The 20,404-nt window shown below is 65.3% G+C and carries 18 protein-coding genes; 7 read left to right on the top strand and 11 right to left on the bottom strand.

The window, feature by feature from the left end; translation table 11 throughout:
* The first annotated feature begins 36 nt into the window (after positions 1 to 36).
* The 3 genes from hpaD to HAP48_RS30750 all read left to right on the top strand — a co-directional run bounded on the left by hpaD (position 37) and on the right by HAP48_RS30750 (position 3,726).
* On the top strand, positions 37 to 1,020 hold the full coding sequence (gene hpaD / locus HAP48_RS30760; RefSeq protein ID WP_166203675.1) for a 3,4-dihydroxyphenylacetate 2,3-dioxygenase: 984 nt from the start codon (positions 37 to 39) through the stop codon (positions 1,018 to 1,020).
* A 180-nt stretch (positions 1,021 to 1,200) separates the two neighbouring features.
* The gene (locus HAP48_RS30755; protein ID WP_166203674.1) at positions 1,201 to 2,073 is read left to right on the top strand and encodes a fumarylacetoacetate hydrolase family protein; all 873 of its coding nucleotides are present in this window, start codon (positions 1,201 to 1,203) and stop codon (positions 2,071 to 2,073) included.
* Positions 2,074 to 2,097: 24 nt separating this feature from the next.
* Positions 2,098 to 3,726 carry a thiamine pyrophosphate-dependent enzyme gene (locus tag HAP48_RS30750; RefSeq protein WP_166203673.1) on the top strand — a complete coding sequence of 543 codons (1,629 nt, stop codon included), beginning with the start codon at positions 2,098 to 2,100 and terminating at the stop codon, positions 3,724 to 3,726.
* Here the strand turns inward: HAP48_RS30750 and HAP48_RS30745 are convergent.
* The 10 genes from HAP48_RS30745 to HAP48_RS30700 form a co-directional block, all read right to left on the bottom strand.
* Positions 3,723 to 4,937: an MFS transporter gene (locus HAP48_RS30745; RefSeq protein WP_166203672.1), complete on the bottom strand. Its 1,215-nt coding sequence runs from the start codon at positions 4,935 to 4,937 to the stop codon at positions 3,723 to 3,725. The genes HAP48_RS30750 and HAP48_RS30745 overlap by 4 nt on opposite strands.
* A gap of 42 nt (positions 4,938 to 4,979) precedes the next feature.
* Positions 4,980 to 5,633 carry a DNA oxidative demethylase AlkB gene (gene alkB / locus HAP48_RS30740; RefSeq protein WP_166203671.1) on the bottom strand — a complete coding sequence of 218 codons (654 nt, stop codon included), beginning with the start codon at positions 5,631 to 5,633 and terminating at the stop codon, positions 4,980 to 4,982.
* Positions 5,634 to 5,645: 12 nt separating this feature from the next.
* A complete protein-coding gene (locus HAP48_RS30735) occupies positions 5,646 to 6,389 on the bottom strand; it encodes a 2OG-Fe(II) oxygenase (protein ID WP_166203670.1) in 744 nt (247 codons plus the stop codon).
* Positions 6,390 to 6,641: 252 nt separating this feature from the next.
* Positions 6,642 to 7,328, bottom strand: a complete 687-nt coding sequence (locus tag HAP48_RS30730) for a DUF2848 domain-containing protein (protein ID WP_166203669.1) — start codon at positions 7,326 to 7,328, stop codon at positions 6,642 to 6,644.
* Positions 7,321 to 8,670: an amidase gene (locus HAP48_RS30725; protein WP_166203668.1), complete on the bottom strand. Its 1,350-nt coding sequence runs from the start codon at positions 8,668 to 8,670 to the stop codon at positions 7,321 to 7,323. Before HAP48_RS30725 ends, HAP48_RS30730 begins: the two co-directional genes overlap by 8 nt.
* A 51-nt stretch (positions 8,671 to 8,721) precedes the next feature.
* Positions 8,722 to 9,441: an ABC transporter ATP-binding protein gene (locus tag HAP48_RS30720; RefSeq protein ID WP_166203667.1), complete on the bottom strand. Its 720-nt coding sequence runs from the start codon at positions 9,439 to 9,441 to the stop codon at positions 8,722 to 8,724.
* Positions 9,431 to 10,159: an ABC transporter ATP-binding protein gene (locus HAP48_RS30715; RefSeq protein ID WP_166203666.1), complete on the bottom strand. Its 729-nt coding sequence runs from the start codon at positions 10,157 to 10,159 to the stop codon at positions 9,431 to 9,433. The genes HAP48_RS30720 and HAP48_RS30715 overlap by 11 nt, the downstream gene beginning before the upstream one ends.
* The gene (locus HAP48_RS30710) at positions 10,149 to 11,069 is read right to left on the bottom strand and encodes a branched-chain amino acid ABC transporter permease (RefSeq protein ID WP_166203665.1); all 921 of its coding nucleotides are present in this window, start codon (positions 11,067 to 11,069) and stop codon (positions 10,149 to 10,151) included. The genes HAP48_RS30715 and HAP48_RS30710 overlap by 11 nt, the downstream gene beginning before the upstream one ends.
* Complete coding sequence (locus HAP48_RS30705) at positions 11,062 to 11,985, bottom strand: branched-chain amino acid ABC transporter permease (RefSeq protein WP_166203663.1); 924 nt, start codon at positions 11,983 to 11,985, stop codon at positions 11,062 to 11,064. Before HAP48_RS30705 ends, HAP48_RS30710 begins: the two co-directional genes overlap by 8 nt.
* Before the next feature lie 45 nt (positions 11,986 to 12,030).
* Positions 12,031 to 13,281 carry an amino acid ABC transporter substrate-binding protein gene (locus HAP48_RS30700; protein WP_224496683.1) on the bottom strand — a complete coding sequence of 417 codons (1,251 nt, stop codon included), beginning with the start codon at positions 13,279 to 13,281 and terminating at the stop codon, positions 12,031 to 12,033.
* A gap of 218 nt (positions 13,282 to 13,499) precedes the next feature.
* On the opposite strand from HAP48_RS30700, the gene HAP48_RS30695 reads away from it, so the two are divergent.
* The 4 genes from HAP48_RS30695 to HAP48_RS30680 all read left to right on the top strand — a co-directional run bounded on the left by HAP48_RS30695 (position 13,500) and on the right by HAP48_RS30680 (position 17,428).
* Positions 13,500 to 13,913, top strand: a complete 414-nt coding sequence (locus tag HAP48_RS30695) for a Zn-ribbon domain-containing OB-fold protein (RefSeq protein ID WP_166203661.1) — start codon at positions 13,500 to 13,502, stop codon at positions 13,911 to 13,913.
* A gap of 4 nt (positions 13,914 to 13,917) precedes the next feature.
* Positions 13,918 to 15,057 carry a thiolase C-terminal domain-containing protein gene (locus HAP48_RS30690; RefSeq protein ID WP_166203659.1) on the top strand — a complete coding sequence of 380 codons (1,140 nt, stop codon included), beginning with the start codon at positions 13,918 to 13,920 and terminating at the stop codon, positions 15,055 to 15,057.
* Positions 15,058 to 15,216: 159 nt separating this feature from the next.
* Complete coding sequence (locus HAP48_RS30685; protein WP_029083977.1) at positions 15,217 to 16,131, top strand: SDR family oxidoreductase; 915 nt, start codon at positions 15,217 to 15,219, stop codon at positions 16,129 to 16,131.
* A 184-nt stretch (positions 16,132 to 16,315) separates the two neighbouring features.
* The gene (locus HAP48_RS30680; RefSeq protein ID WP_175612239.1) at positions 16,316 to 17,428 is read left to right on the top strand and encodes an SMP-30/gluconolactonase/LRE family protein; all 1,113 of its coding nucleotides are present in this window, start codon (positions 16,316 to 16,318) and stop codon (positions 17,426 to 17,428) included.
* A 135-nt stretch (positions 17,429 to 17,563) separates the two neighbouring features.
* On the opposite strand, the gene ppc is transcribed toward HAP48_RS30680, so the two are convergent.
* Entirely contained in the window at positions 17,564 to 20,356 is a 2,793-nt protein-coding gene (gene ppc / locus HAP48_RS30675) for a phosphoenolpyruvate carboxylase (RefSeq protein ID WP_166215298.1), read from the bottom strand.
* Positions 20,357 to 20,404: the final 48 nt, after the last annotated feature.

Here is a 20,404-nt window from a genome sequence, read left to right as displayed (position 1 = left end):
CGAGCCCGGAATGACGAACAAAATTGAGGAAACACCATGCCCGTTCCGACGCACGTCTTCGATCCACCCTTCAACATCATCCGCTGCAGCCATGCCGTGCTCGACGTCACGGACCTGGAGAAGAGCGCCACCTTCTATGCGAACACGGTCGGCCTCCATATCGAGGATCGCGACGACAAGGCGGTGTATCTGCGCGCCAGCGAGGAGCACCAGCATCATTCGGTGGTGCTGCGCAAGGCGCCGAACGCCGCCTGCAACCGGCTCGGCTTCAAGGTCGGCAATGACGGCGATCTCGACAAGGCGGCCGCCTTCTTCTCGGAGAACGGCGTTGCCTACTCCTTCGTCGACCAGCCGTTCCAGGGCCGCACCCTGCAGTTCACCGATCCGTTCGGCTTCCAGATCGAGCTCTACGCCACGATGGAGAAGCGCCCGCATCTGCTGCGGCGCTACGATCTCTACAAGGGCTGCCATCCGCAGCGGCTCGACCATTTCAACGTGTTCGCCGCCGAGGTGCAGGACACCGTCGATTTCTACGCCCGGCTCGGCTTCCGCCTCACAGAGTATGCCGAGGAGGACGGCGCCAACGGCCGCATCGCAGCCGCCTGGATGCATCGCAAGGGCAATGTCCACGACTTCGCCATCACCAACGGCAAGGGGCCGCGCCTGCACCACATCGCCTATTGGGTGCCGACCGCGATGAACATCGTGCATCTCTGCGACGTGATGGCCTCCTCCGGCTTCCTTGCGAATATCGAGCGCGGCCCCGGCCGGCACGGCATCTCCAACGCCTTCTTCCTCTATATCCGCGATCCCGACGGCCACCGCATCGAACTCTACACCAGCGACTATCTCACCGGCGATCATGACCATGAGCCGCTGCGCTGGTCGCTGCGCGATCCGCGCCGCCAGACGCTGTGGGGCGCGCCGGCGCCGCGCTCCTGGTTCGAGGAAGGCTCGACCTTCGCGGGACAAGCGGTGCGCGAACCGCGCTTCGTCGCCGACGTGCTGGTTGCGGATTAAAGACGAATGCAACGAACACCATCCACGTCGTCCCGGCGAAGGCCGGGACCCATAACCACCGAATAGGGTTGCCGAAAGAATGTCTGGCCGCGTACCCACTCCGATGGCCGCGGCGTATGGGTCCCGGCTCCGTGCGCAATCGCGCACTCGGCCGGGACGACACCAATGAATGGATTGCAGATGCCCGCTCCTCGCCTCGCCACCTACTCCATCAACGGCGCCACCAAGTATGGCGCCGTCACCGACACCGGCATCGTCGACCTCTCGTCACGCTTCGTCAGGGACTATCCGACCCTGCGCGAGGCGATCGCCGCCGGCGCGCTGACGAAACTCGTGGAGGATGCCGCCAAGCGTGCGCCCGACCATGCGCTCGACGCGGTCGCCTGGCAGCTGCCGATTCCGGCGCCGGAGAAGATCATCTGCATCGGCGTCAACTATCCGGACCGCAATGCCGAGTACAAGGACGGCTCGGATGCGCCGAAATATCCCAGCATGTTCCTGCGGGTGCCGCGCTCCTTCGTCGGCCACGACACGCCGGTGGTGCGGCCGCGCATCTCGCCGCAGCTCGACTATGAGGGCGAGCTGGTGCTGGTGATCGGCAAGGCCGGCCGGCACATTACCGAGAGCGCCGCGCTCGATCACATCGCAGCGATCACGCTCTGCAATGAAGGCACCATCCGCGACTGGGTGCGCCACGCAAAATTCAACGTCACCCAGGGCAAGAACTTCGATTCCACCGGCAGCCTCGGCCCATGGATCGTGCCCTACACCAGCGAAGCGCAGATCGCCGATATTCGCCTGACCACGCGGGTCAACGGCGAAGTCAGGCAGGACGACCGCACCTCACGCTTGATCTTCGGCTTCCGCTACCTCATCAACTACATCTCGACCTTCACGACGCTGGTTCCCGGCGACATCATCGTCACGGGGACGCCAACCGGCGCAGGTGCGCGGTTCGATCCGCCGCGCTATCTGAAGCCCGGTGACGTCGTCGAGGTCGAAGCCGAAGGCGTCGGCATCCTGCGCAATAGCGTCGTCGACGAAGCGACCTAACCCGAGAAGCAAGTGGACAGTGCCATGACCTCAACATCCGGCGGCGAAGCGATCGTCAACGGCCTCGTCGCCCACGGCGTCGACACCGTGTTCGGCCTCCCCGGCGCACAGATCTATGGCCTGTTCGATGCGTTCCACCAGGCGCAGCTCAAGGTGATCGGCGCCCGGCATGAGCAGGCCTGCGGCTACATGGCGTTTGGCTATGCCCGCTCCAGCGGCAAGCCCGGCGTGTTCAGCGTGGTGCCCGGCCCCGGCGTGCTCAACGCCTCGGCGGCGCTGCTCACCGCGTTCGGCTGCAACGAGCCGGTGCTGTGCCTGACCGGTCAGGTGCCGACGCAATTTCTGGGCAAGGGCCGCGGCCATCTGCACGAGATGCCGGACCAGCTCGCGACGCTGCGCAGCTTCGTGAAATGGGCTGAGCGGATCGAATACCCCGACAACGCGCCCGCGATGGTGTCGCGCGCGTTCCAGGAGATGCTATCGGGCCGCCGCGGCCCGGCCTCGCTCGAAATGCCGTGGGACGTGTTTACCCAGCGCACCCAGGTTGCGGCCGTGAAGCCGTTTGATCAATTGCCGGCGCCGCAGCCCGATCCAGACCGCATCAAGGCGGCCGCCGATCTGATTGCCGGCAGCAAGGCGCCGATGATCTTTGTCGGCAGCGGCGCCATCGAGGCGCGCGAGGAAATCCTTGAGCTGGCCGAGATGATCGACGCGCCTGTCGTGGCATTCCGCAGCGGCCGCGGCATCGTCTCCAACGCACATGAGCTCGGGCTCACGATGGCTTCGGCCTACAGACTGTGGCCGAAGACCGACCTGATGATCGGCGTCGGCACCCGCCTGGAGCTGCCGACGATGTCGCGCTGGCCCTATCAGCCGGCCGGCCTGAAATGCGTGCGGATCGACATCGATCCGGTCGAGCTGCGCCGCTGGCCCGCCGATGCCGCCGTGATCGCGGACGCCAAGGCCGCAACCGCCGATCTCGTCGCTGCGGTCCGCAGGGCCGGCTACAGCAAGACCTCGGGCCGCCGCGCCGCGATCCGCGAGGCGACCGCCGCCACCGAGCACGAGATCCAGCGCATCCAGCCGCAGATGGCCTATCTGAAGATCCTGCGCGAGGTGCTGCCGGCAAACGCCATCGTCACCGACGAGCTGTCGCAGGTCGGCTTCGCCTCCTGGTACGGCTTTCCGATCTACGAACCGCGCACCTTCGTCACCTCGGGCTATCAGGGCACGCTCGGCTCGGGCTTCCCGACCGCGCTCGGCGCCAAGGTCGCCAACCCAAACAAGCCGGTGGTCGCCATCACCGGCGACGGTGGTTTCATGTTCGGCGTGCAGGAGCTAGCCACCGCCGTCCAGTTCAGGATCGGCGTGGTGACGCTGGTGTTCAACAACAACGCCTACGGCAATGTCCGCCGCGACCAGCGCGAGCGCTTCGACGGCCGCGTCGTCGCCTCCGATCTGGTCAATCCCGATTTCGTCAAGCTCGCGGAATCCTTCGGCGTCGGCGCCGCGCGCGTCACCTCGCCCGATCACTTCCGCCCGGTGCTGGAGAAGGCACTGGCCGACGGCGGTCCCTACGTGATCTCGGTGGAAGTGCCGACCGATTCCGAGGTCTCGCCCTGGGCCTTCATCCATCCGGCGAAGAACAATTAGGCGCTTTTCGCGCCGCGTTGCAGCCGCGACGCGGCGATCACGAGCAGGCCCGCACCGGCGACCGACCAGCAGGCGACCGGCGCCCAGTGCACCAGCGGCGCATAGTCGGGAATCTTCTGCAGGCCGCCGGCGACTGCCGCCATCCGCGCAAAGGTGGCAAGCGCCAGCGCCGAGAACACGAGGCCGGTGACCTTGCCTTCCGCGCCGGTCTCCCCGATCGCTAGCGCTGCGGACACCGCGCTCATCAGCATGCAGCCCCAGGCGGCCCCCGCGAGGAACTGCGCCACGATCAGGGCATTAAGGCTTCCGGCAATCTCCGCGGCAATGATGGCGAATGCGCCGAGCAGCCCCGCCGCGCCCATCACGATCAGGCCGCCGCGATGCCTGACGACGATGCTCGCCGGAAACATCGCGATATTGAAGCCGATCCAGAACACCGGCATCAGCCACTGCAGTTCATCCGGTTTGGCGAAGCGCAGGTAGAACGGGGCGCTGTTGATGTTGAAGTGCAGCTGATAGCCGAGCGAAAGCAGCACCATCGACGCGATCAGGAACATCGGCACCGCTCCGAGCCGCTTGGCTGGTGGCGCAAGCCGCTCCGGCTGCGCCTCCTTGGCGATGCGGCGCTCGATCCCTGAGAACGCGAGCGCAGTCAGCAACAGCACCGCACCGGACAACACGAACGGCAGACGCGCATCATGGTTGCGTAGCACGACCCCGAGATACGGCGAGACTGCGCCGGCGATGCCGTAGCCGAGCATCGCGAGCGCCGCGAGAAACGGCACCGAGGGCTCGGCGCGATACTTGCCGAGCAGCGTCAATGGCGGCGCGCGCAACGCCGATGACGTCACCGCCCAGATCACGATCAACGCGATCAGCCAGACCTTTGCGCCCGGCCCGGTGCCGGCCACATAGGGCAGTGCGATGAAGGCGGCGCAGGAGATCGCGGCGAGGATGCCGACGAATACGCCGAGGCGGCCGACCATCCTGGAAATCCTGTCGGCAGCCATGCCCATGGCGGTGTCGGTAATGGTGAAGATGCCCTGATCCATCATCAGGATCAGGATAACGGTCGCAGGCGCAATGCCGACGTCAGCGCACAGCTTTGGCAGATAGATCACGTAGGTGGTCCAGCCCAGCGTGAACACGAGCTGCAGCACGGCGAGATAGACGCCGGTGCGGTTGACGGCGCGGTCGGCCTTGGTGGTCATGTCAGGAGTTTAGACCACCTCTACGATTTGCGGGAGGGGGAGCTAGCGCACCTTGCGGAAGGTCAAATTGATGCGCTGGCGGCCGAGCATGCTGTGCTCGCCATCAGCGAGAGCTGCGACGCCGTGATAAAATAACCGTGACGGTCCGCCCCACACTGCAACATCGCCATGTTCGAGCCGGTAGCGGCGCGGCGTGTCGCTGCGCTTCAGGCCGCCGAACAGGAAGATCGCCGGCAGCCCGAGCGAGATCGAGACGATCGGTGCCGCGTAGTCGAGCTCGTCCTTGTCCTGATGCAGCGACAGCTTTGCGCCGGGGACGTAGCGATTGATCAAACAGGCCTCCGGCGCAAAGCCGGTGAAGCCGGCCTCATCAGCCGCGTCGGCGGCGAGCCTGCGCAACACCTCGGGCATCGCCGGCCAGGGCTGCCCCGTGTCGGGATCGACCGGATCATAGCGATAGCCGCTCGCGTCGGAGACCCAGCCGACGCTGCCGCAATTGGTCATCGCGACCGACATCCGGTGGCCGCCCGGCGTGATCAGATGCCGGAACGGCGCCTGCTTGACGATGACGCACAATGCCGGGATCAGCTCGGCCTCGAACGGCCGGACAAAGCCGCGCAGCAGCACTGCGCCGTCCGCGATCACCTCGCGCGGCGGCCGTGCATCACCAATTGTCTCGAACAGATCAGCGGCCACGCCTCTGCGCACTCACTTTGCGTCGTGGAAGATCACACCAACGGTGTGGCGATGGCCAGCACGAATCCGGCTGACGCCATGACGCAGATTGACACGATAGGGCCCGCGCGTCCCCTGCACCGGACGGTGATGCACGGCAAACGCCACCGCATCGCCCTTGGTCAGCGGCACCACTTCGGGCCGCGACTGCATCCGCGGCCGCTGCTCGGTCAGCACGAATTCGCCGCCGCTGAAATCGCGCCCCGGCTCGGATAGCAGGATCGCGACCTGGATCGGGAACACGTGCTCGCCATAGAGATCCTGGTGCAGGCAATTGTAGTCGCCCTCGCCATATTGCAGCAGCAGCGGCGTCGGCCGGGTCTGCCCGGCATCGTGGCAGCGTTTCAGGAACGCCGCATGCGACGACGGATAGCTGATGTCGATGCCCATCGTCTCGTTCCAGCGATTGGCCGTGGCGGTCAGCCGCGCATACAGCGCCGGCCGCAGCTCCGCGATCAGGTCCGGCAGCGGATAGGAGAAGTATTTGTACTCGCCGCGGCCAAAACCGTGGCGGCCCATCACGACCCTGCTGCGGAACCGGCCGTCATCGGGATAGAGCGCCGCGATGCCATCGCACTCCTGCGGCGTCAGCAAGCCGTTGAGGACGGCGCAGCCCTGGGTGTCGAGGTCGGCGGTGATCTGGTCCCACTCGAGCGCATCGACGCGGGCGGGAATGCCGGCGACTGGGCGGGTGATGGTTTGGGCGGTTGCTGTCATGAGGCGGAATCTGGCCCATGATCACGGCTCGCGCCACCCGATTTCCGACGGAAACATGCCGCAGGAAGCCACCCATTCCCGGTGTCGTCCCGGCGAAAGCCGGGACCCATAACCATCGTCGTCAGTTGTTGAGATCGCTGGGGCCACAGCGTGCCAACCACAATGCCCAGTGGTTATGGGTCCCGGCTTTCGCCGGGACGACGCGTGGAGACAAGTGTTAGCCGACCTTTCCTGGCACGACTTGCGGCCAGATCAGCCCCGTACCGGCAGCGTCACCACGTCGTAGCCGTGGCTGATCTTCCGCTTCAGCACCGGGTCTTCCAGCTCGAACTCGAAGCGGCTGGCCGGGCGGATGCCGCCCTTGGCCGCGAAGGTGCCGCCGAACATCGCGCAGCCGTCGGGCAGCGCGCCCTTGTCGAAGCCGCCGGCGATCAGGTCCTTGACCGGCAGCATGTGATCGAGCGTGCCCTCCTGGTAGAGCACGCGCTGGCCGCCGATTGTGGCCCAGGCGCGCAGGATGAGCTGGTCCCAATGGCCAATGACGTCCTCGAGCTCCCACAGTTCGGAGGCCATCGGCTTGTCGCACATCTGCTTCGAGACCGTGACGCTGTAGCTCTCGACCTTGCGGTCGGTATGGTCGGAGCCGCAGCCGACGAAGATGCGGCCCTGCCAGCCGATCAGCACGAACTCGACCTCGCCGCTGGAGTCCTCGCCGCAGACCTCGATGACGTCGGCAAAGGTGAGCCGGCGCGCCGAGCAGCGGTAATAGATCGGCGTGGTCGCGGGCCGTGCGATGCCGAGCGCCTCGAGCTCCGCGATGTGCTTGTCGCGCGCCACGGGATCGCGGCCGGTCCAGCCGGCGATCACAGCCTGCTTGATTTCGAGCGTGAGCGGCGTGGCGACGCCCTTGTCGTCGACATTGAAGGTGAGTTCAAACACGGATGACGGTCTCCATTCCGGCCGCAAGCTCGAAGATGCGGCGATCCGAACCGCCTGCGGCGGCGAGCATCAGGCCGACCGGCGCCTCGCCCTCGCGATGCGCGGGCAGCGAGATGGCGCAGCCGTCGAGCACATTGATCAGCGTGCAGTTGCGCAGCGCGCGCAGGTTCTCGGTGCCGAATGCCTTGTCGTCGGCGAGGCTGGCGATGGTCGGCGGCAGGTTCGCCGTGGTCGGCAGCACCATCGCGTCATAGGGCGCGATCCGCTGTTCGGTGCGGGCGATGAAAGAGCGCCGCGCGTTGAGCAGATCGATATAGTCGGCGGCCGGAAAGCCCTCGCCGCGCTGGATGCGCACGGCGACGCGGGGGTCGTAGATGTCGCCCTTGCTGGCGAGCAGGAAGCGATGCCAGGCATAACTCTCGGCGGAGGCAAAACCGCCCTTGGCGTTCATGACGCCGACGTCGAGCAGTTCAGGGACCTCGATCCGCTCGATCAGCGCGCCGGCGCGCGACAGCGCGGCGAGCGCACGCTCGAAGGTTTTTGCCACGGCATCATCGAGGTCGTCGAGCGCGACCGTGGTCGGCACCGCGAGCCGCATGCCCTTGACGGGGCGCGGGGTCAGCGGCGTCACCGGTTGATCGGCCAGCACCGCGTCAAGCGCGGCACAGCAGGCGACTGAATTGGCCAGCGGGCCGTAGCTGTCGAGCGTGAACGACAGCGGCACGCCGCCATCGAGCGGAATCCGGCTCTGCGTCGGCTTGTAGCCGACGATGCCGTTGAAGGCCGCCGGGATCCGGCAAGAGCCGCCGGTGTCGGTGCCGAGCGCGCCGAACGCCATGCCGTCGGCAATCGAGACCGCCGCCCCCGAGGACGAGCCGCCGGGCACGTGGCCGACGCTGCGGTTCCAGGCGCTTTTCGGCGTGCCGTAATGCGGATTGATGCCGATGCCGGAATAGGCGAACTCGGTCATGTTGGTGCGGCCGATCACGACGAAGCCGGCGCGCTTGAGCCGCGCCACGACGGGCGCATCGACATCCGGCGGCGCCGAATCGTCGAGCGCCCGCGAGCCCGCGCGCGTCACCTGCCCCTTGATGTCGAACAGGTCCTTGATCGAGACCGGAATGCCGGCGAACGGCGACGGCGCGGCATTGGCCTTGCGCAGCCGATCCATGGCATCGGCGGCTTCCAGCGCGGCGTCGCGGTCGACATGGATGAAAGTGCGCTGGCCCTCGCCGGCCGGATCGGCAATCCTGGCGATGCATTGCTCGACGAGCTTGCGGGCGGAGGTCGCGCCGCTTTCGAGATCGGCGGCAAGGGAGGCGAGTGTCGGATTTTTGGGCATGGTTTTCACTTCACAGTTGGACCTTGTTGTCGCCCGAATAGCCTGTCCGGATCACTTCAACCCGAAGTAGGCGCGGTGCAGGTCTTCATTGCCGCTCATCTCGGCAACCGTGCCGGAGAAGCGGATGCGGCCGCCTTCCAGCACGAATACGCGGGTGGCAATCTCAAGGAAACCGATATTTTGCTCGGCGATCAAGAGCGCCAATCCGCGGCCTTGCAGGCTCGACAACGCGCGGAGCACCTCCTTGACGAACAGCGGCGACAGCCCGGCCGAGGGCTCGTCCATGACCAGGAGCTTCGGCTCGGCCGACAGCGCCTTGGCGATGCCCAGCATCTTGCGCTGGCCGCCGGACAGGCTGGAGGCCGGGTCGCGGCGTTTGTCGCGCAATACCGGGAACAGGCCGTAGAGTTCATCGACTCGGGCGCCCGGATTGGCGTGGCCGAGCGCCTGCGCGCCGACCCGGATGTTCTCCTCGATCGACAGATCGGGAAACACCGCAAGCTCCGACATGTAGGTCATGCCGCGCTTCATGCGGTCCGAAGATCGCATCTTGGTGATGTCCTCGCCGCCGAGCCTGATGTGGCCGCTGCGCGCTTCGATCAGGCCGACCAGCGATTTCAGGAAGGTGGTCTTGCCCGCGCCATTGGCGCCGAGCAGCAGCACGGTCTCGCCGGGGCGGACGTCGAGGTCGACGCCCCACAAGACCTGCATGGTGCCGTAGCCGGCATCGACGCTTTTGGCGTCCAGAAGCGGCGCCGCATCAGTGGGCATGCTCGCCTCCCAGAAATACCTCGATGACCTGCGGCTCGCGCACCGCGGTCGCAAGCGTGCCCTCGAAGATCTCCTTGCCCGCATTGAGCACGATGACGCGGTCGGTGATCTGCTCGATGAAGCCCATCAGATGCTCGACCACGATGATTGCCATGCCGGTTGAGGCCAGCGCCTTGATGCGGCCGGCGATCCAGTCGAGCTCCGCCGGGTTGAGGCCGGCGGCGAGCTCGTCGAGCAGCAACAGCCGGGGCCGCGTCGCGAGCGCGCGGGTCAGATCGAGCATCTTCTGCTGCGCGCTGTTGAGATCGGCGGCGGGGCGGTCGGCGACCTCCTTGAGCCTGAAATCCTCGAGCAGTTCGGGGATCGACGGCGCGCCGGTCGCACCGCCATAGGCCAGCGCCACCTGGATGTTCTCACGCACAGTGAGCGACAGGAACGGTTTTGGAACCTGGAAGGTGCGGTTGATGCCGCGATGAACCAGTCTGTGCGAGGCGACGCCGCCAGAGGACGTGCCGTCGAACACGACCTCGCCGCCGTCGGGCGCATAGAGGCCGGAGATCACGTTGATCGCCGTGGTCTTGCCCGAACCATTGGGGCCGACCAACCCGAGGATCTCGCCCGGCACGACGTGAAAGCTCAGGCCGTCGAGCGCGTGGAAACCGCCGAAGCGCTTGACCAGCTTCGAGACCTTGAGGATGGGCGCTTTCTCACGGGACATGCCACCCCCTGCGCGTTGCCAGCGACACCAGCCCTGCGGGCAGGAACAGCACCAGGCCCATGATCAACAGGCCATAGATCAGCTGAAAATATTGCGGCGTCGTGAACCCGATCAGATTGTAGATGCCGTAGAGAATCAGCACGCCGACGATCGGTCCGGTGATGGTGGCGACGCCGCCGAACAGCGCGAACACGATCGCGAAGATACTGAACTCGCCGGAGAACACGTTGTCGGGATAGAACACCGAGACGTACCAGGCGTAGATGCCGCCGGCGAGGCCGGCGACCAGCGCCGAGGCGAGCCAGGCGATCACCCGCATCTTGATGATGTTGACGCCGGCCATCGAGGCCGACACCGCGTCCTCGCGCACCGCTTGCAAAGCGAGCCCGAACGGCGAGTTCTTGAGATAGACGACCGCGCCGACGGTCAGCGCCATCACCACGACGGCGGCGTAGTAGGCGTGGGTCGGATTGAACGTGCCGGTGAGCGACACGCCATACGGGCCCTTGGTGATCCCCTCCAGCGCCGGGTTGGCGACGAAGTGCAGCACCGCGAGCGAGGCTGCGAGATTGGCGATCGCAAAATACGCGCCCGACAACCGCAGCAGCGGCGTCAGCAGCAGGCCGAGCGCGACCGCGACGAGACCGCCGACCAGCACGGCCAACGGCGCCGGCGTCTGCAGATGCATCACCATGATGGCAAAGCCGTAGGCGCCAGCACCGAAGAAGCCGACATAGCCGAACGGCAGATAACCGGTGAAGCCATAGATGATGTTCACGCCCTGCGCGAGGATCAGGAAGATCACGAAGTTGAACAGCAAGAGATGGTTTTGATAGACGCCGGGCAGCAGTGCGAACACCACGACCAGCGGCGCCAGGATGAAGAGCAGGTGCTTCGATGCGTTAGGCAACGCGCACCCGCCTTCCGAGCAGACCGCTCGGGCGCAACAACAGGATCACGATCAGCAACACATAGGGCAAGAGGTCGGCCCAGGAACTGAGATAGGTCTGCACCAGCATGTAGCAGAGGCCATAGACGACGCCGCCGAGCGCGGTGCCCAGCGGATTGCCGAGCGAGCCGAGCACCACGATCGCAAACGACGTCACCGTCGCATCGGCGCCGAAGGCCGGCGTCACCGAGCCGAACATGAACGGCGCGAACACGCCGGCGACGGCCGCGATGCCAAGCCCGATGCCGAACGCCGCCGCCGAGACGCGATCGACATCGATGCCGGTCGCGAAGGCCTCGTCGCGGCGCGACATCACCGCGCGGGTCAAGGTGCCGAGCCTCGTGTGATAGAGATAAAGGTAGACCAGCGCGATCGCGATCAGGCTGGTGCAGGCCGCGATCACCCACGGCGCGGGAAAGCCCTGGCCGAAGATCTGGATCGGCCCTGCCCCGCCGGCCTTGCCGCCGAACCATTTCACCTTGATGGTCGTGAACACGGTGCCGAGCAGCCGGCTCTGGATCGACCGCTCGCTGGTGCCGGCGAAGATCGTGGTCACGGCCTCGATCACCTGCGAGAGGCCGAAGAACAGGATGATCGACAGCATTTCCGGATTGGCCGAGCCCTGCAGCCGCGGCACCAGCACCCAGTACAGCAGCACACCCGCCAGCACGAAAACCACGAAGGCCAGCGGAATAGCGAACAGCGGGTCGATGCCGGCGACGCCGACCACGCCGAGCGCGATGAAGGCGCCCAGCATCAGGATGTCGCCATGCGCAAGGTTGACGATGCGCATGACGCCGAACACGAGATTGAGACCGATGCCGACCAGGCTGAAATACAGCCCGAACAGCACGCCGGCAACGAGCGCATAGGTCATGCTACCGCTCGCCGCCGAAGGTTACGCCCGCCGCCGAAAATCGCATCACGGCGCCGGATAGATCGGCTTGCCGGTGGCGGTCTCGTGCGGATAGATCGAGACGAACTTGATGTGATCGTGCTCGTCGACCGTGAGCTGGCCGAGCGGCGTCAACTCGCCGATCTGGCCGCCGGTCTCATCCAGCGCGAAGGTGCCATCCAGCGTCTTGAGCTGGCCGCTGAGCGAGAACACCGCGCGGCGCAGCTCCATCTGGTCGAGGCTGGTCGCAACCGACAGCGTCTTCTCGACCACCAGCGCGGTGGTGTAGCCGGCCACCGCATTGAAGCCGAACTCCATCTTGCCGTCATTGTACTTCTTCAGCCAGGCGTCGCGGAAATCCTTCATGGTCATCCCGAAATTGACGGGATAATCCAGCTCGGACGGCGGCACATAGGTCCAGACGTGCTCCAGCCCCTTGGCGCCGACGTTCTTCTCGAGCAGCTCGGTCTCGAGACCGGCATAGATCGCGAACAGCATCTTGAACTTGGTGCCGACGTCCTGGACGTTGCGCAGGAAAGCGATGTCGTTCGGCGCATAGCCGAAATGGATCACCGCGTCGGGATTGGTCTTGCTGATGTTGTTGATGATGACGTTGTAGTTGGTGGTCTCGGTCGGAACGCCCTGGTCGTAGACGATCTCGATCGGCGCACCGGAATCCTTGACGAACTTTCTGAAAGCGTTGGCCTGGGTGCCGGTGAACTCGTTGGTCGCGTAGAGGATCGCGACCTTCTTGATGCCGAGGCCAGGGCCGTCCTGGCTGATGAAGTCAGCCACCGGCTTCGGCCAGACGGTCGACACCGGATCGGCCATCAGCGCGATGTAGGGATTGTCCTTGGAGAAGAAGCTCGCGCCGGTACCGGTCTGGTCGAACAGGAACATCTTGTGATCGCGCGCGATCGCAACCGCGGGCGCCGTCAGCACCGATCCGGAATCGGCGACCAGAAGGTCGACCTTATCCTGAGTGACGAGCTGGTTATATAGCGTAGACGCAGTCGCGGTGTTGCTCTGGTCGTCATAGGAGACGAGCTTGATCGGGATCTTCTTGTCGAACGCCTTCACGAAGACGCCGCCCTCGGCGTTCTTCTGCTCGACCCACAGTTTCAGCGAACTGTAGACTGGCATCGAGATCGAGGCGTAGCGCCCGGACGACGCGTAGAGCGTGCCGATCTTGATTTCCGACGGTGCGTCGGCGGCCGTGGCCTGTGTCGCGAATGCGAGGCTGGCAGCGAGTGCCGCGCCGATGATCCTCAGCATCATATTATTCCTCCCGGGTATCTTGGACCTTCTTGAACCGCGGCCCTTCTACGCGCCGGATCGGAGCGACACAAGCATCGCGGCCTTAGCAATTGTGCGAGGGGCGGAATATACGGCATGCGCGAAACACAGGCCGCTGCGCGGGGCACGGATGGACCGTTGACGGGGCTCGGTCCAATGGCGCATCAAGTCTGTAACGATTTCGGGAGGAAACATCAGACATGGCCGAGCCCGCGCGCGCAAAACCAAAACCGACACCTGAGACCCAGCATTTCTGGGATGGCACCCAGGCCGGCGAGTTGCGCCTGCAGCGCTGCGACGCCTGCGCCAATGTCTACTTTCCGCCGCGGCCGTTCTGCCCGTCCTGCGCCTCGCGCAAGGTCTCGGTCTTCAAGGCGAGCGGCAAGGGCAAGCTCTACAGCTACGTCATCAACCATCGTCCCGCCGCGCCCGGCTTCACGCCGCCTTATGCGATCGCCATCGTCGAGCTCGACGAGGGTCCGCGCATGATGAGCAACATCATCGATTGTCCGCAGACGCCGGAAGCGCTCGAGCTCGACATGCCGCTCGAGGTCGCCTTCGAGGCGCTCGACGACAAGATCACCCTTCCCTTGTTCCGTCCGGCGAAGGGGTAACGCGATGCGCAGGAACCAGGTTGCCGTCGTCGGTGCGGCAGAGACCACCGAGCTCGGCGTCATCCCGAACATGTCGCAGATCCAGCTGCACGCCGACGCGGCGCTGAATGCGATTGCGGATGCCGGCCTGAAACTGTCCGACATCGACGGCTTCGCCACCGCGGTCGAGACCCCGCAGCAGATGGCCCACTATCTCGGCATCACGCCGACCTGGGTCGACGGCACCTCGGTCGGCGGCTGCTCGTTCATGCTGCATGTCCGCCACGCCGCGGCGGCGATCGAGGCCGGCCTCTGCAAGACCGTGCTGATCACCCATGCCGAGAGCGGCAGGTCGATGATCGGCAAGCAGCCGCGCTTCACCGCACCCGACAGCCTCAACGGCCAGTTCGAGTCACCGTACGGCGTGTATGGACCGCCGAGCATGTTTCCCATTCCGGTGCTGCGCTTCATGAAGACGCACGGCATCACCCATGAGCAGCTTGCGATGGTCGCGGTCGTGCAGCGCGAATGGGCGGCGAAGAATCCGCGCGCGACCATGAAGGACCCGATCACGGTCGCCGACGTGCTGAACTCGCGGATGATCGCCTACCCGTTCCGGCTGCTGCAATGCTGCCTCGTCACCGACGGCGGCGGCGCCCTGATCCTCACCTCGGCCGATCGCGCCAAGGATTTCCCGCAGAAGCCGGTGTACATCCTCGGCACCGGCGAGAGCGTCGAAACGCCGATGGTCAGCCAGATGAAGACGTTTGACTCATCGCGGGCCTTCAAGGTGGCGGGCCCGCTCGCCTTCAAGGAGGCCGGCATCGCCCACAAGGACGTCGATCATCTGATGATCTACGACGCCTTCGCGCATCTGCCGCTCTACGGCCTCGGCGACCTCGGCTTCATGCCCCATGAGGAAACCGGCAAATTCATCGCCGACGGCAACACCCGACCCGGCGGCAAGCTGCCGCTCAACACCAATGGCGGCGGGCTGAGCTACATGCACTCAGGCATGTACGGCATGTACGCGTTGCAGGAGAGCGTGCGGCAGATGCGCGGCATCGCGCCGGCGCAGGTGCCGAACGCGAAGATCTCGGTCTGCCACGGCGTCGGCGGCATGTTCGCGGCGTCAGGCACGATCATCTTTACGAACGAACGATAGCAATGGCTGGCGCGAGCGCAGCGCCCAATCTGTCATTGCCGGGCCTGACCCGGCAATCCATCTCCTTCTGAAGAAGGATGGATGCGCGGGTCAAGCCCGCGCATGACGAGTGGGGGCTCCGCATCGGCCTGCGGACATACAGCAACAAGGAGAACCCACATGGCAAAATCACTGCAGGATAAAGTCATCATCGTCACCGGCGCGGGCCGCGGCATCGGCCGCGAGATCGCGCTGCTCTGCGCGGCGGAAGGCGCCAAGGTCGTGGTCAACGATCCCGGTGGCGCCGCCGACGGCGCCGGCTCGAACGCGGCGCCCGCCGAGGAGGTGGTCGAGGAGATCAAGAAGCGCGGCGGAACGGCGGTTGCCAATTTCGAGTCGGTGGCGGAAGCGATCCCCGCCAGCAAGATCGTGAAGACCGCGACCGACCACTTCGGCCGGCTCGACGGCGTCGTCAACAATGCCGGCATCCTGCGCGACATGATCTTCCACAAGATGAGCGTCGAAGCCTTCGAGGCCGTCATCAAGGTGCATCTGATGGGCTCGTTTTATGTCAGCCACGCCGCGGCGCGCATCTACCGCGAGCAGGAGTCGGGCTCGTTCGTGCACTTCACCTCGACCTCGGGCCTGATCGGCAATTACGGCCAGGCCAACTACGCCGCCGCCAAGCTCGGCATCGTCGGCCTGTCGAAATCGATCGCGCTCGACATGGGCCGCTTCAACGTGCGCTCGAACTGCGTCTCGCCGTTCGCCTGGACCCGCATGATCGGCACCATCCCGACCGAGACCGATGCCGAGAAGGCGCGGGTCGAGAAGATCAAGCAGATGGGCCCGGAGAAGATCGCGCCGGTCTGCGCCTACCTGCTCTCGGATGCCGCCAAGGACGTCACCGGACAAATTTTCGGCGTGCGCATGAACGAGATATTCCTGTTCGGCCAGCATCGTCCGGTGCGCTCGGTTCATCGCGGCGAAGGCTGGACGCCCGAGACCATTGCCGAACACGGCATGCCGGCGCTGAAGGGATCGTTCGCCAAGCTCGACCGCTCGGCCGACGTCTTCACCTGGGATCCGATCTGATCTGATCTTGGGATCCGATCTGACAGTTTATGAAAAAGTCGCCTCGGTGAACTCCACGCGCAATCGCGCACGAGGCCGGGGCGACACACTCTTTGGTTGTTTCATCATCGCGTGCCTGCATTGTGCCAGAATTGCGGGTGCATGATCGCCCTCCCCAATAACAACAATGACTGGGAGGACTTTCGTGACAAATCCAAGCAACATTCAGAAACACGAGGGCGACGGCGCGAAGGCGTTCGACCGTCGAACAATCTTGCGCGGCGCAACCGCGCTTGCTGCAACCGCGATGGCTGCATCCGATGCTGCAGCGCGCGACTTCGGCCGCAACGCGGAGCCGCAGCGTTATCCCGACCCCGATATCGTCGTGATCGACGACAAGCGCTTCAAGGCCAAGGTTGGCAACACCGCGATCAAGCGGCTCTACACCGGCTGTCTGTGGGCGGAAGGCCCGGCCTGGAACGCACAGGGCCAGTATCTGGTGTGGAGCGACATCCCGGCCAACCGGCAGTTGCGCTATCTCGACGATGACGGCCACATCTCCGAACAGTTCCACAAGCCGTCGAACGAGGCCAACGGCTCGACCTTCGATTTCGAGGGCCGGCAGATCACGGCTGAGCGCACGCGCCTCGTGCGCTACGAGCACGATGGAACCGTCACGTCATTGGCGGAGCAGGCCAACGGCAAGCAGCTCAACGGGCCGAACGACATGGTCGTGCATCCCAACGACAAGTCGATCTGGTTCACCGATCCCGGCTACGGCGCGATCTCGATCTATGAGGGCCAACTGGCCAACACCGGATCGAAGCAGCCCTACCAGAAGGAAGCGGTCTATCGCCTGGACACGTCGACCGGCCAGGTCACCAAGGTCGCCGACGAACCGTTCAAGCCGAACGGCATCGCCTTCAGCCACGACTACAAGAAGGTCTATGTCTGCGACACCGGCATCACGCATTATCCGAACGCCAAGAACATTGTCTGGCAGTACGACCTCAACGGCGACAAGCTCTCCAACCCGCGCACGCTGATCGACATGACGCTGGACGGCAAGTCGGGCTTCCCGGACGGCATGCGCGTCGACGTCGACGGCAACATCTGGGTCGGCGCCGGCTGGGTCGGACCCGGCTATGATGGCGTGCAGGTGTTTGCGCCCGACGGCCAGCGCATCGGCCAGATACTGCTGCCGGAGACCTGCGCCAACCTCACCTTCGGCGGCAAGAAGCGCAACCGCCTGTTCATGACGGCAAGCCAGTCGCTCTACGCGGTCTATGTCGAGACCAGAGGCGCGCATAATTGTTGATCTAACCGTCGTCCCGGCGAAGGCCGGGACCCATTACCACCGCTGTTGATTGTTGAAGAAAGCTGGGGCCCACATCGTTCACGACACTCGCAGTCGTGGTTATGGGTCCCGGCCTTCGCCGGGACGACGCTGTGGCTAGCCGCTATTCCGCAAGCCCGCCGAGATCCCGTTTATCGTGATCTGAATCCCGCGCAGCACCTGCTCGTCCGGGTTCTGCGCGCGATGCTCCTTCAAGAGTTCGACCTGCACGTGGTTGAGCGGATCGAGATAGGGGAAGCGATTGCGGATGCCGCGGTCCAGCAGCGGGTTGCCCTGCAGCAGCCGGTCGTGGCCCATGATGTCGAGCAGCGTCTCGATCGAGAGATGCCACTCGCGGCGGATCTGGCCGAAGATCTTCTCGCGCAACGCCACATCGGGTACCAGCTCGGCATAACGCGAGGCGATCGCGATCGAGCTCTTCGCCAGCACCATGTCCATGTTGGACAGCAGCGTGCGGAAGAACGGCCATTCCCGGTAGAGCTCCTGCAGGAACGGCATGCCCTGCTCCGGATGCTCCGCGATCCAGGTCTCCACCGCCGCGCCAAAACCGTACCAGCCCGGCAGCATCAGCCGGCATTGCGCCCAGGAAAACACCCAGGGGATGGCGCGCAGGTCCTCGATCTCGCGGGTCTTCTTGCGTGAGGCCGGACGGCTGCCGATGTTCAAGGTCGCGATCTCGTTGATGACGGTCGAGCCCCAGAAATAGTCGGCAAAGCCCTCGGTCTCATAGACGAGGCCGCGATAAGCCTTGAAGGCGAGCGCGGAGAGCTGCTCCATCGCCTTGAGATATTCGGGACGCGGCGCGCTCTGCCGCGGCTGCAGCAGGCTGGTTTCCAGGGTCGCCGCGGCGAGGATTTCCAGATTGCTGCGGCCGACCTCGGCATTGGAATATTTCGAGGAGATGATCTCGCCCTGTTCGGTGATGCGGATCTGGCCGTTCACCGCGCCGCCGGGCTGCGCGATGATCGCATCATAGCTCGGGCCGCCGCCACGGCCGACCGAGCCGCCGCGGCCGTGGAACAGGCGCAGCCGCACGCCGTGGCGCTCGAACACCTCGACGAGTCCGATCTCGGCCTTGTAGAGCTCCCAGCCCGAGGTGACGAAGCCGCCATCCTTGTTGCTGTCGGAATAGCCGAGCATCACCTCCTGTACGCAGCCGAGGCTGTCGACCAGCTTGCGATAGTCGTGCAGCACCAGCATGCGGTCCATGATGCCGCTGGAGGCCTGCAGATCCTCGATGGTCTCGAACAGCGGCACGACGTTGATCGCGCTGCGGCCGGATGGATTGACCAGCCCGACCTCCTTCAGGAGCACCGCGACCTCGAGCATATCGGACATGCCCTTGCACATCGAGATGATGCACTGGGGGATCACCTCGGGGCCGAATTTGGCATGGGCCTCCGCCGCGGCACGGAACACGGCGAGCTCGCTTTGGGTCTCTTCGGAATATTTGACGAAGGGCGAGACGAGCGGCCGCGCGCTGCGCAACTCGCCGAGCAGCAGGCTGACGCGGGCGTCCTCGCCGAGCGCCATATAGGACATGCCGGAATTCGCGGTATCGAGCAGCTCGGCGATGGTTCGCTCATGCACCGCCGAGTTCTGGCGGATGTCGAGCCGCGCCAGATGGAAGCCGAAGCAATCCACCGCGCGCCGCAACAGCCGCAGCCGGCCGCGCGCGATCACGCCGGAATTGTTCGCGATCAGCGAGCGATTGAGCACGTCGAGATCGGCCTGGAATTCCTTGACGCTGGCATAGGGTTCGGCCTTGCCGACCGGCGGCCGCGTGGTCTCGACCTCGAGCCTCCTGGCAGTCGCCGCGAGCCGCGCGTAGATGCCCGAGACGGCCAGGCGATAAGGCTCGCCGCTTCGATGTGGTGAGGTATCGGGCGAGCGCTCGGCAAGGGTCCGGAGCTCGTCCGACACGTCGGCGAGAAACGCCGCCAGCGACAGCTCGGCACCGAGCGCGTGCAGCTCCTCGAGATAGAAGCTGAGCACCCGGCTCGACTGCAGCCGCAGCGTGCCGCGCATCACCTCGGCGGTGACGAACGGATTGCCGTCGCGATCGCCGCCGATCCAGCTTCCCATCCTGAGGAACGAGGCGAGCTCGCCGGCTTCGCCGCCCTCCTTGTTCAGGCGGTCCTCCAGCGCGCAATGCACGCGCGGGACCTCCTGCAGGAAGGTGTAGTCGTAGAACGACAGGCCGTTGGCGACCTCGTCGAGCACGGTCAGCTTGGTCCGGCGCAAGAGATTGGTCTGCCACAGCGTCACAACCGCGCGGCGCAGCTGCTCGTCGCTGGCCTCGCTCTCCTCCGGGGTCATCTGCAGCCGCTCGCGGCGGTCGAGCAGGTCAGCGATCTCCATCTCGCGGTCCATCGTGCTCTTGCGGCGGACCTCGGTCGGATGCGCCGTCAGCACAGGGCTGACCAGCGCGCTCCTGAAGAAATCGCGCAGGTCGGCCGGGCTGATGCCGGCCTGACGGGCATGGACCAGCGTCTGCTCCAGCGTGCTCGGCCGCGGCGCCCCGCTCGGGCCGCGGCTTCGCATCTGGCGGATGTTGTTCTGGTCCTCGGCGATGTTGGCGAGGTGGGAGAAATAGCTGAAGGCGCGGACGATCTGCAGCGTCTCGGCGATCGACATGCCGTCGAGGATGCCCTCCAGCTCCCGCCGCGCCAGCTTGTCCTCGTCGCGATGGAACCGGACCGAGGTCTGGCGGATGCGTTCGACCAGGTCGAATACGTCGGCCCCCTCCTGGTCGCGCACGGTGTCACCGAGGACGCGGCCGAGGAGGCGGATGTCGTCCCGGAGCCGTGCATCCTCCTCCTGCGCCTGCACTTCTGCCGCGCGCCTGGCCTGGGTATCGGTCTCGGAAGGCATGGTCTGGGGAGGCAAGATCTGGGGAGACATGGCTGGCTACTCCAGAGGCTGCCGGGCTCGCTC

The sequence above is a fragment of the Bradyrhizobium septentrionale genome (genome assembly GCF_011516645.4).
Classification (GTDB): domain Bacteria; phylum Pseudomonadota; class Alphaproteobacteria; order Rhizobiales; family Xanthobacteraceae; genus Bradyrhizobium; species Bradyrhizobium septentrionale.
Note: the sequence above shows the minus strand (reverse complement) of the source record. Positions and strands in the feature narration are given on the sequence as shown.

Excerpts from the sequence above, each read along its gene's own strand:
- hpaD (WP_166203675.1), top strand. The coding sequence starts at position 37 with ATGCCCGTTCCGACGCACGTCTTCGATCCACCCTTCAACATCATCCGC.
- HAP48_RS30755 (WP_166203674.1), top strand. The coding sequence starts at position 1,201 with ATGCCCGCTCCTCGCCTCGCCACCTACTCCATCAACGGCGCCACCAAG.
- HAP48_RS30750 (WP_166203673.1), top strand. The coding sequence starts at position 2,098 with ATGACCTCAACATCCGGCGGCGAAGCGATCGTCAACGGCCTCGTCGCC.
- HAP48_RS30745 (WP_166203672.1), bottom strand. The coding sequence starts at position 4,937 with ATGACCACCAAGGCCGACCGCGCCGTCAACCGCACCGGCGTCTATCTC.
- HAP48_RS30735 (WP_166203670.1), bottom strand. The coding sequence starts at position 6,389 with ATGACAGCAACCGCCCAAACCATCACCCGCCCAGTCGCCGGCATTCCC.
- HAP48_RS30725 (WP_166203668.1), bottom strand. The coding sequence starts at position 8,670 with ATGCCCAAAAATCCGACACTCGCCTCCCTTGCCGCCGATCTCGAAAGC.
- HAP48_RS30720 (WP_166203667.1), bottom strand. The coding sequence starts at position 9,441 with ATGCCCACTGATGCGGCGCCGCTTCTGGACGCCAAAAGCGTCGATGCC.
- HAP48_RS30715 (WP_166203666.1), bottom strand. The coding sequence starts at position 10,159 with ATGTCCCGTGAGAAAGCGCCCATCCTCAAGGTCTCGAAGCTGGTCAAG.
- HAP48_RS30705 (WP_166203663.1), bottom strand. The coding sequence starts at position 11,985 with ATGACCTATGCGCTCGTTGCCGGCGTGCTGTTCGGGCTGTATTTCAGC.
- HAP48_RS30700 (WP_224496683.1), bottom strand. The coding sequence starts at position 13,281 with ATGATGCTGAGGATCATCGGCGCGGCACTCGCTGCCAGCCTCGCATTC.
- HAP48_RS30695 (WP_166203661.1), top strand. The coding sequence starts at position 13,500 with ATGGCCGAGCCCGCGCGCGCAAAACCAAAACCGACACCTGAGACCCAG.
- HAP48_RS30690 (WP_166203659.1), top strand. The coding sequence starts at position 13,918 with ATGCGCAGGAACCAGGTTGCCGTCGTCGGTGCGGCAGAGACCACCGAG.
- HAP48_RS30685 (WP_029083977.1), top strand. The coding sequence starts at position 15,217 with ATGGCAAAATCACTGCAGGATAAAGTCATCATCGTCACCGGCGCGGGC.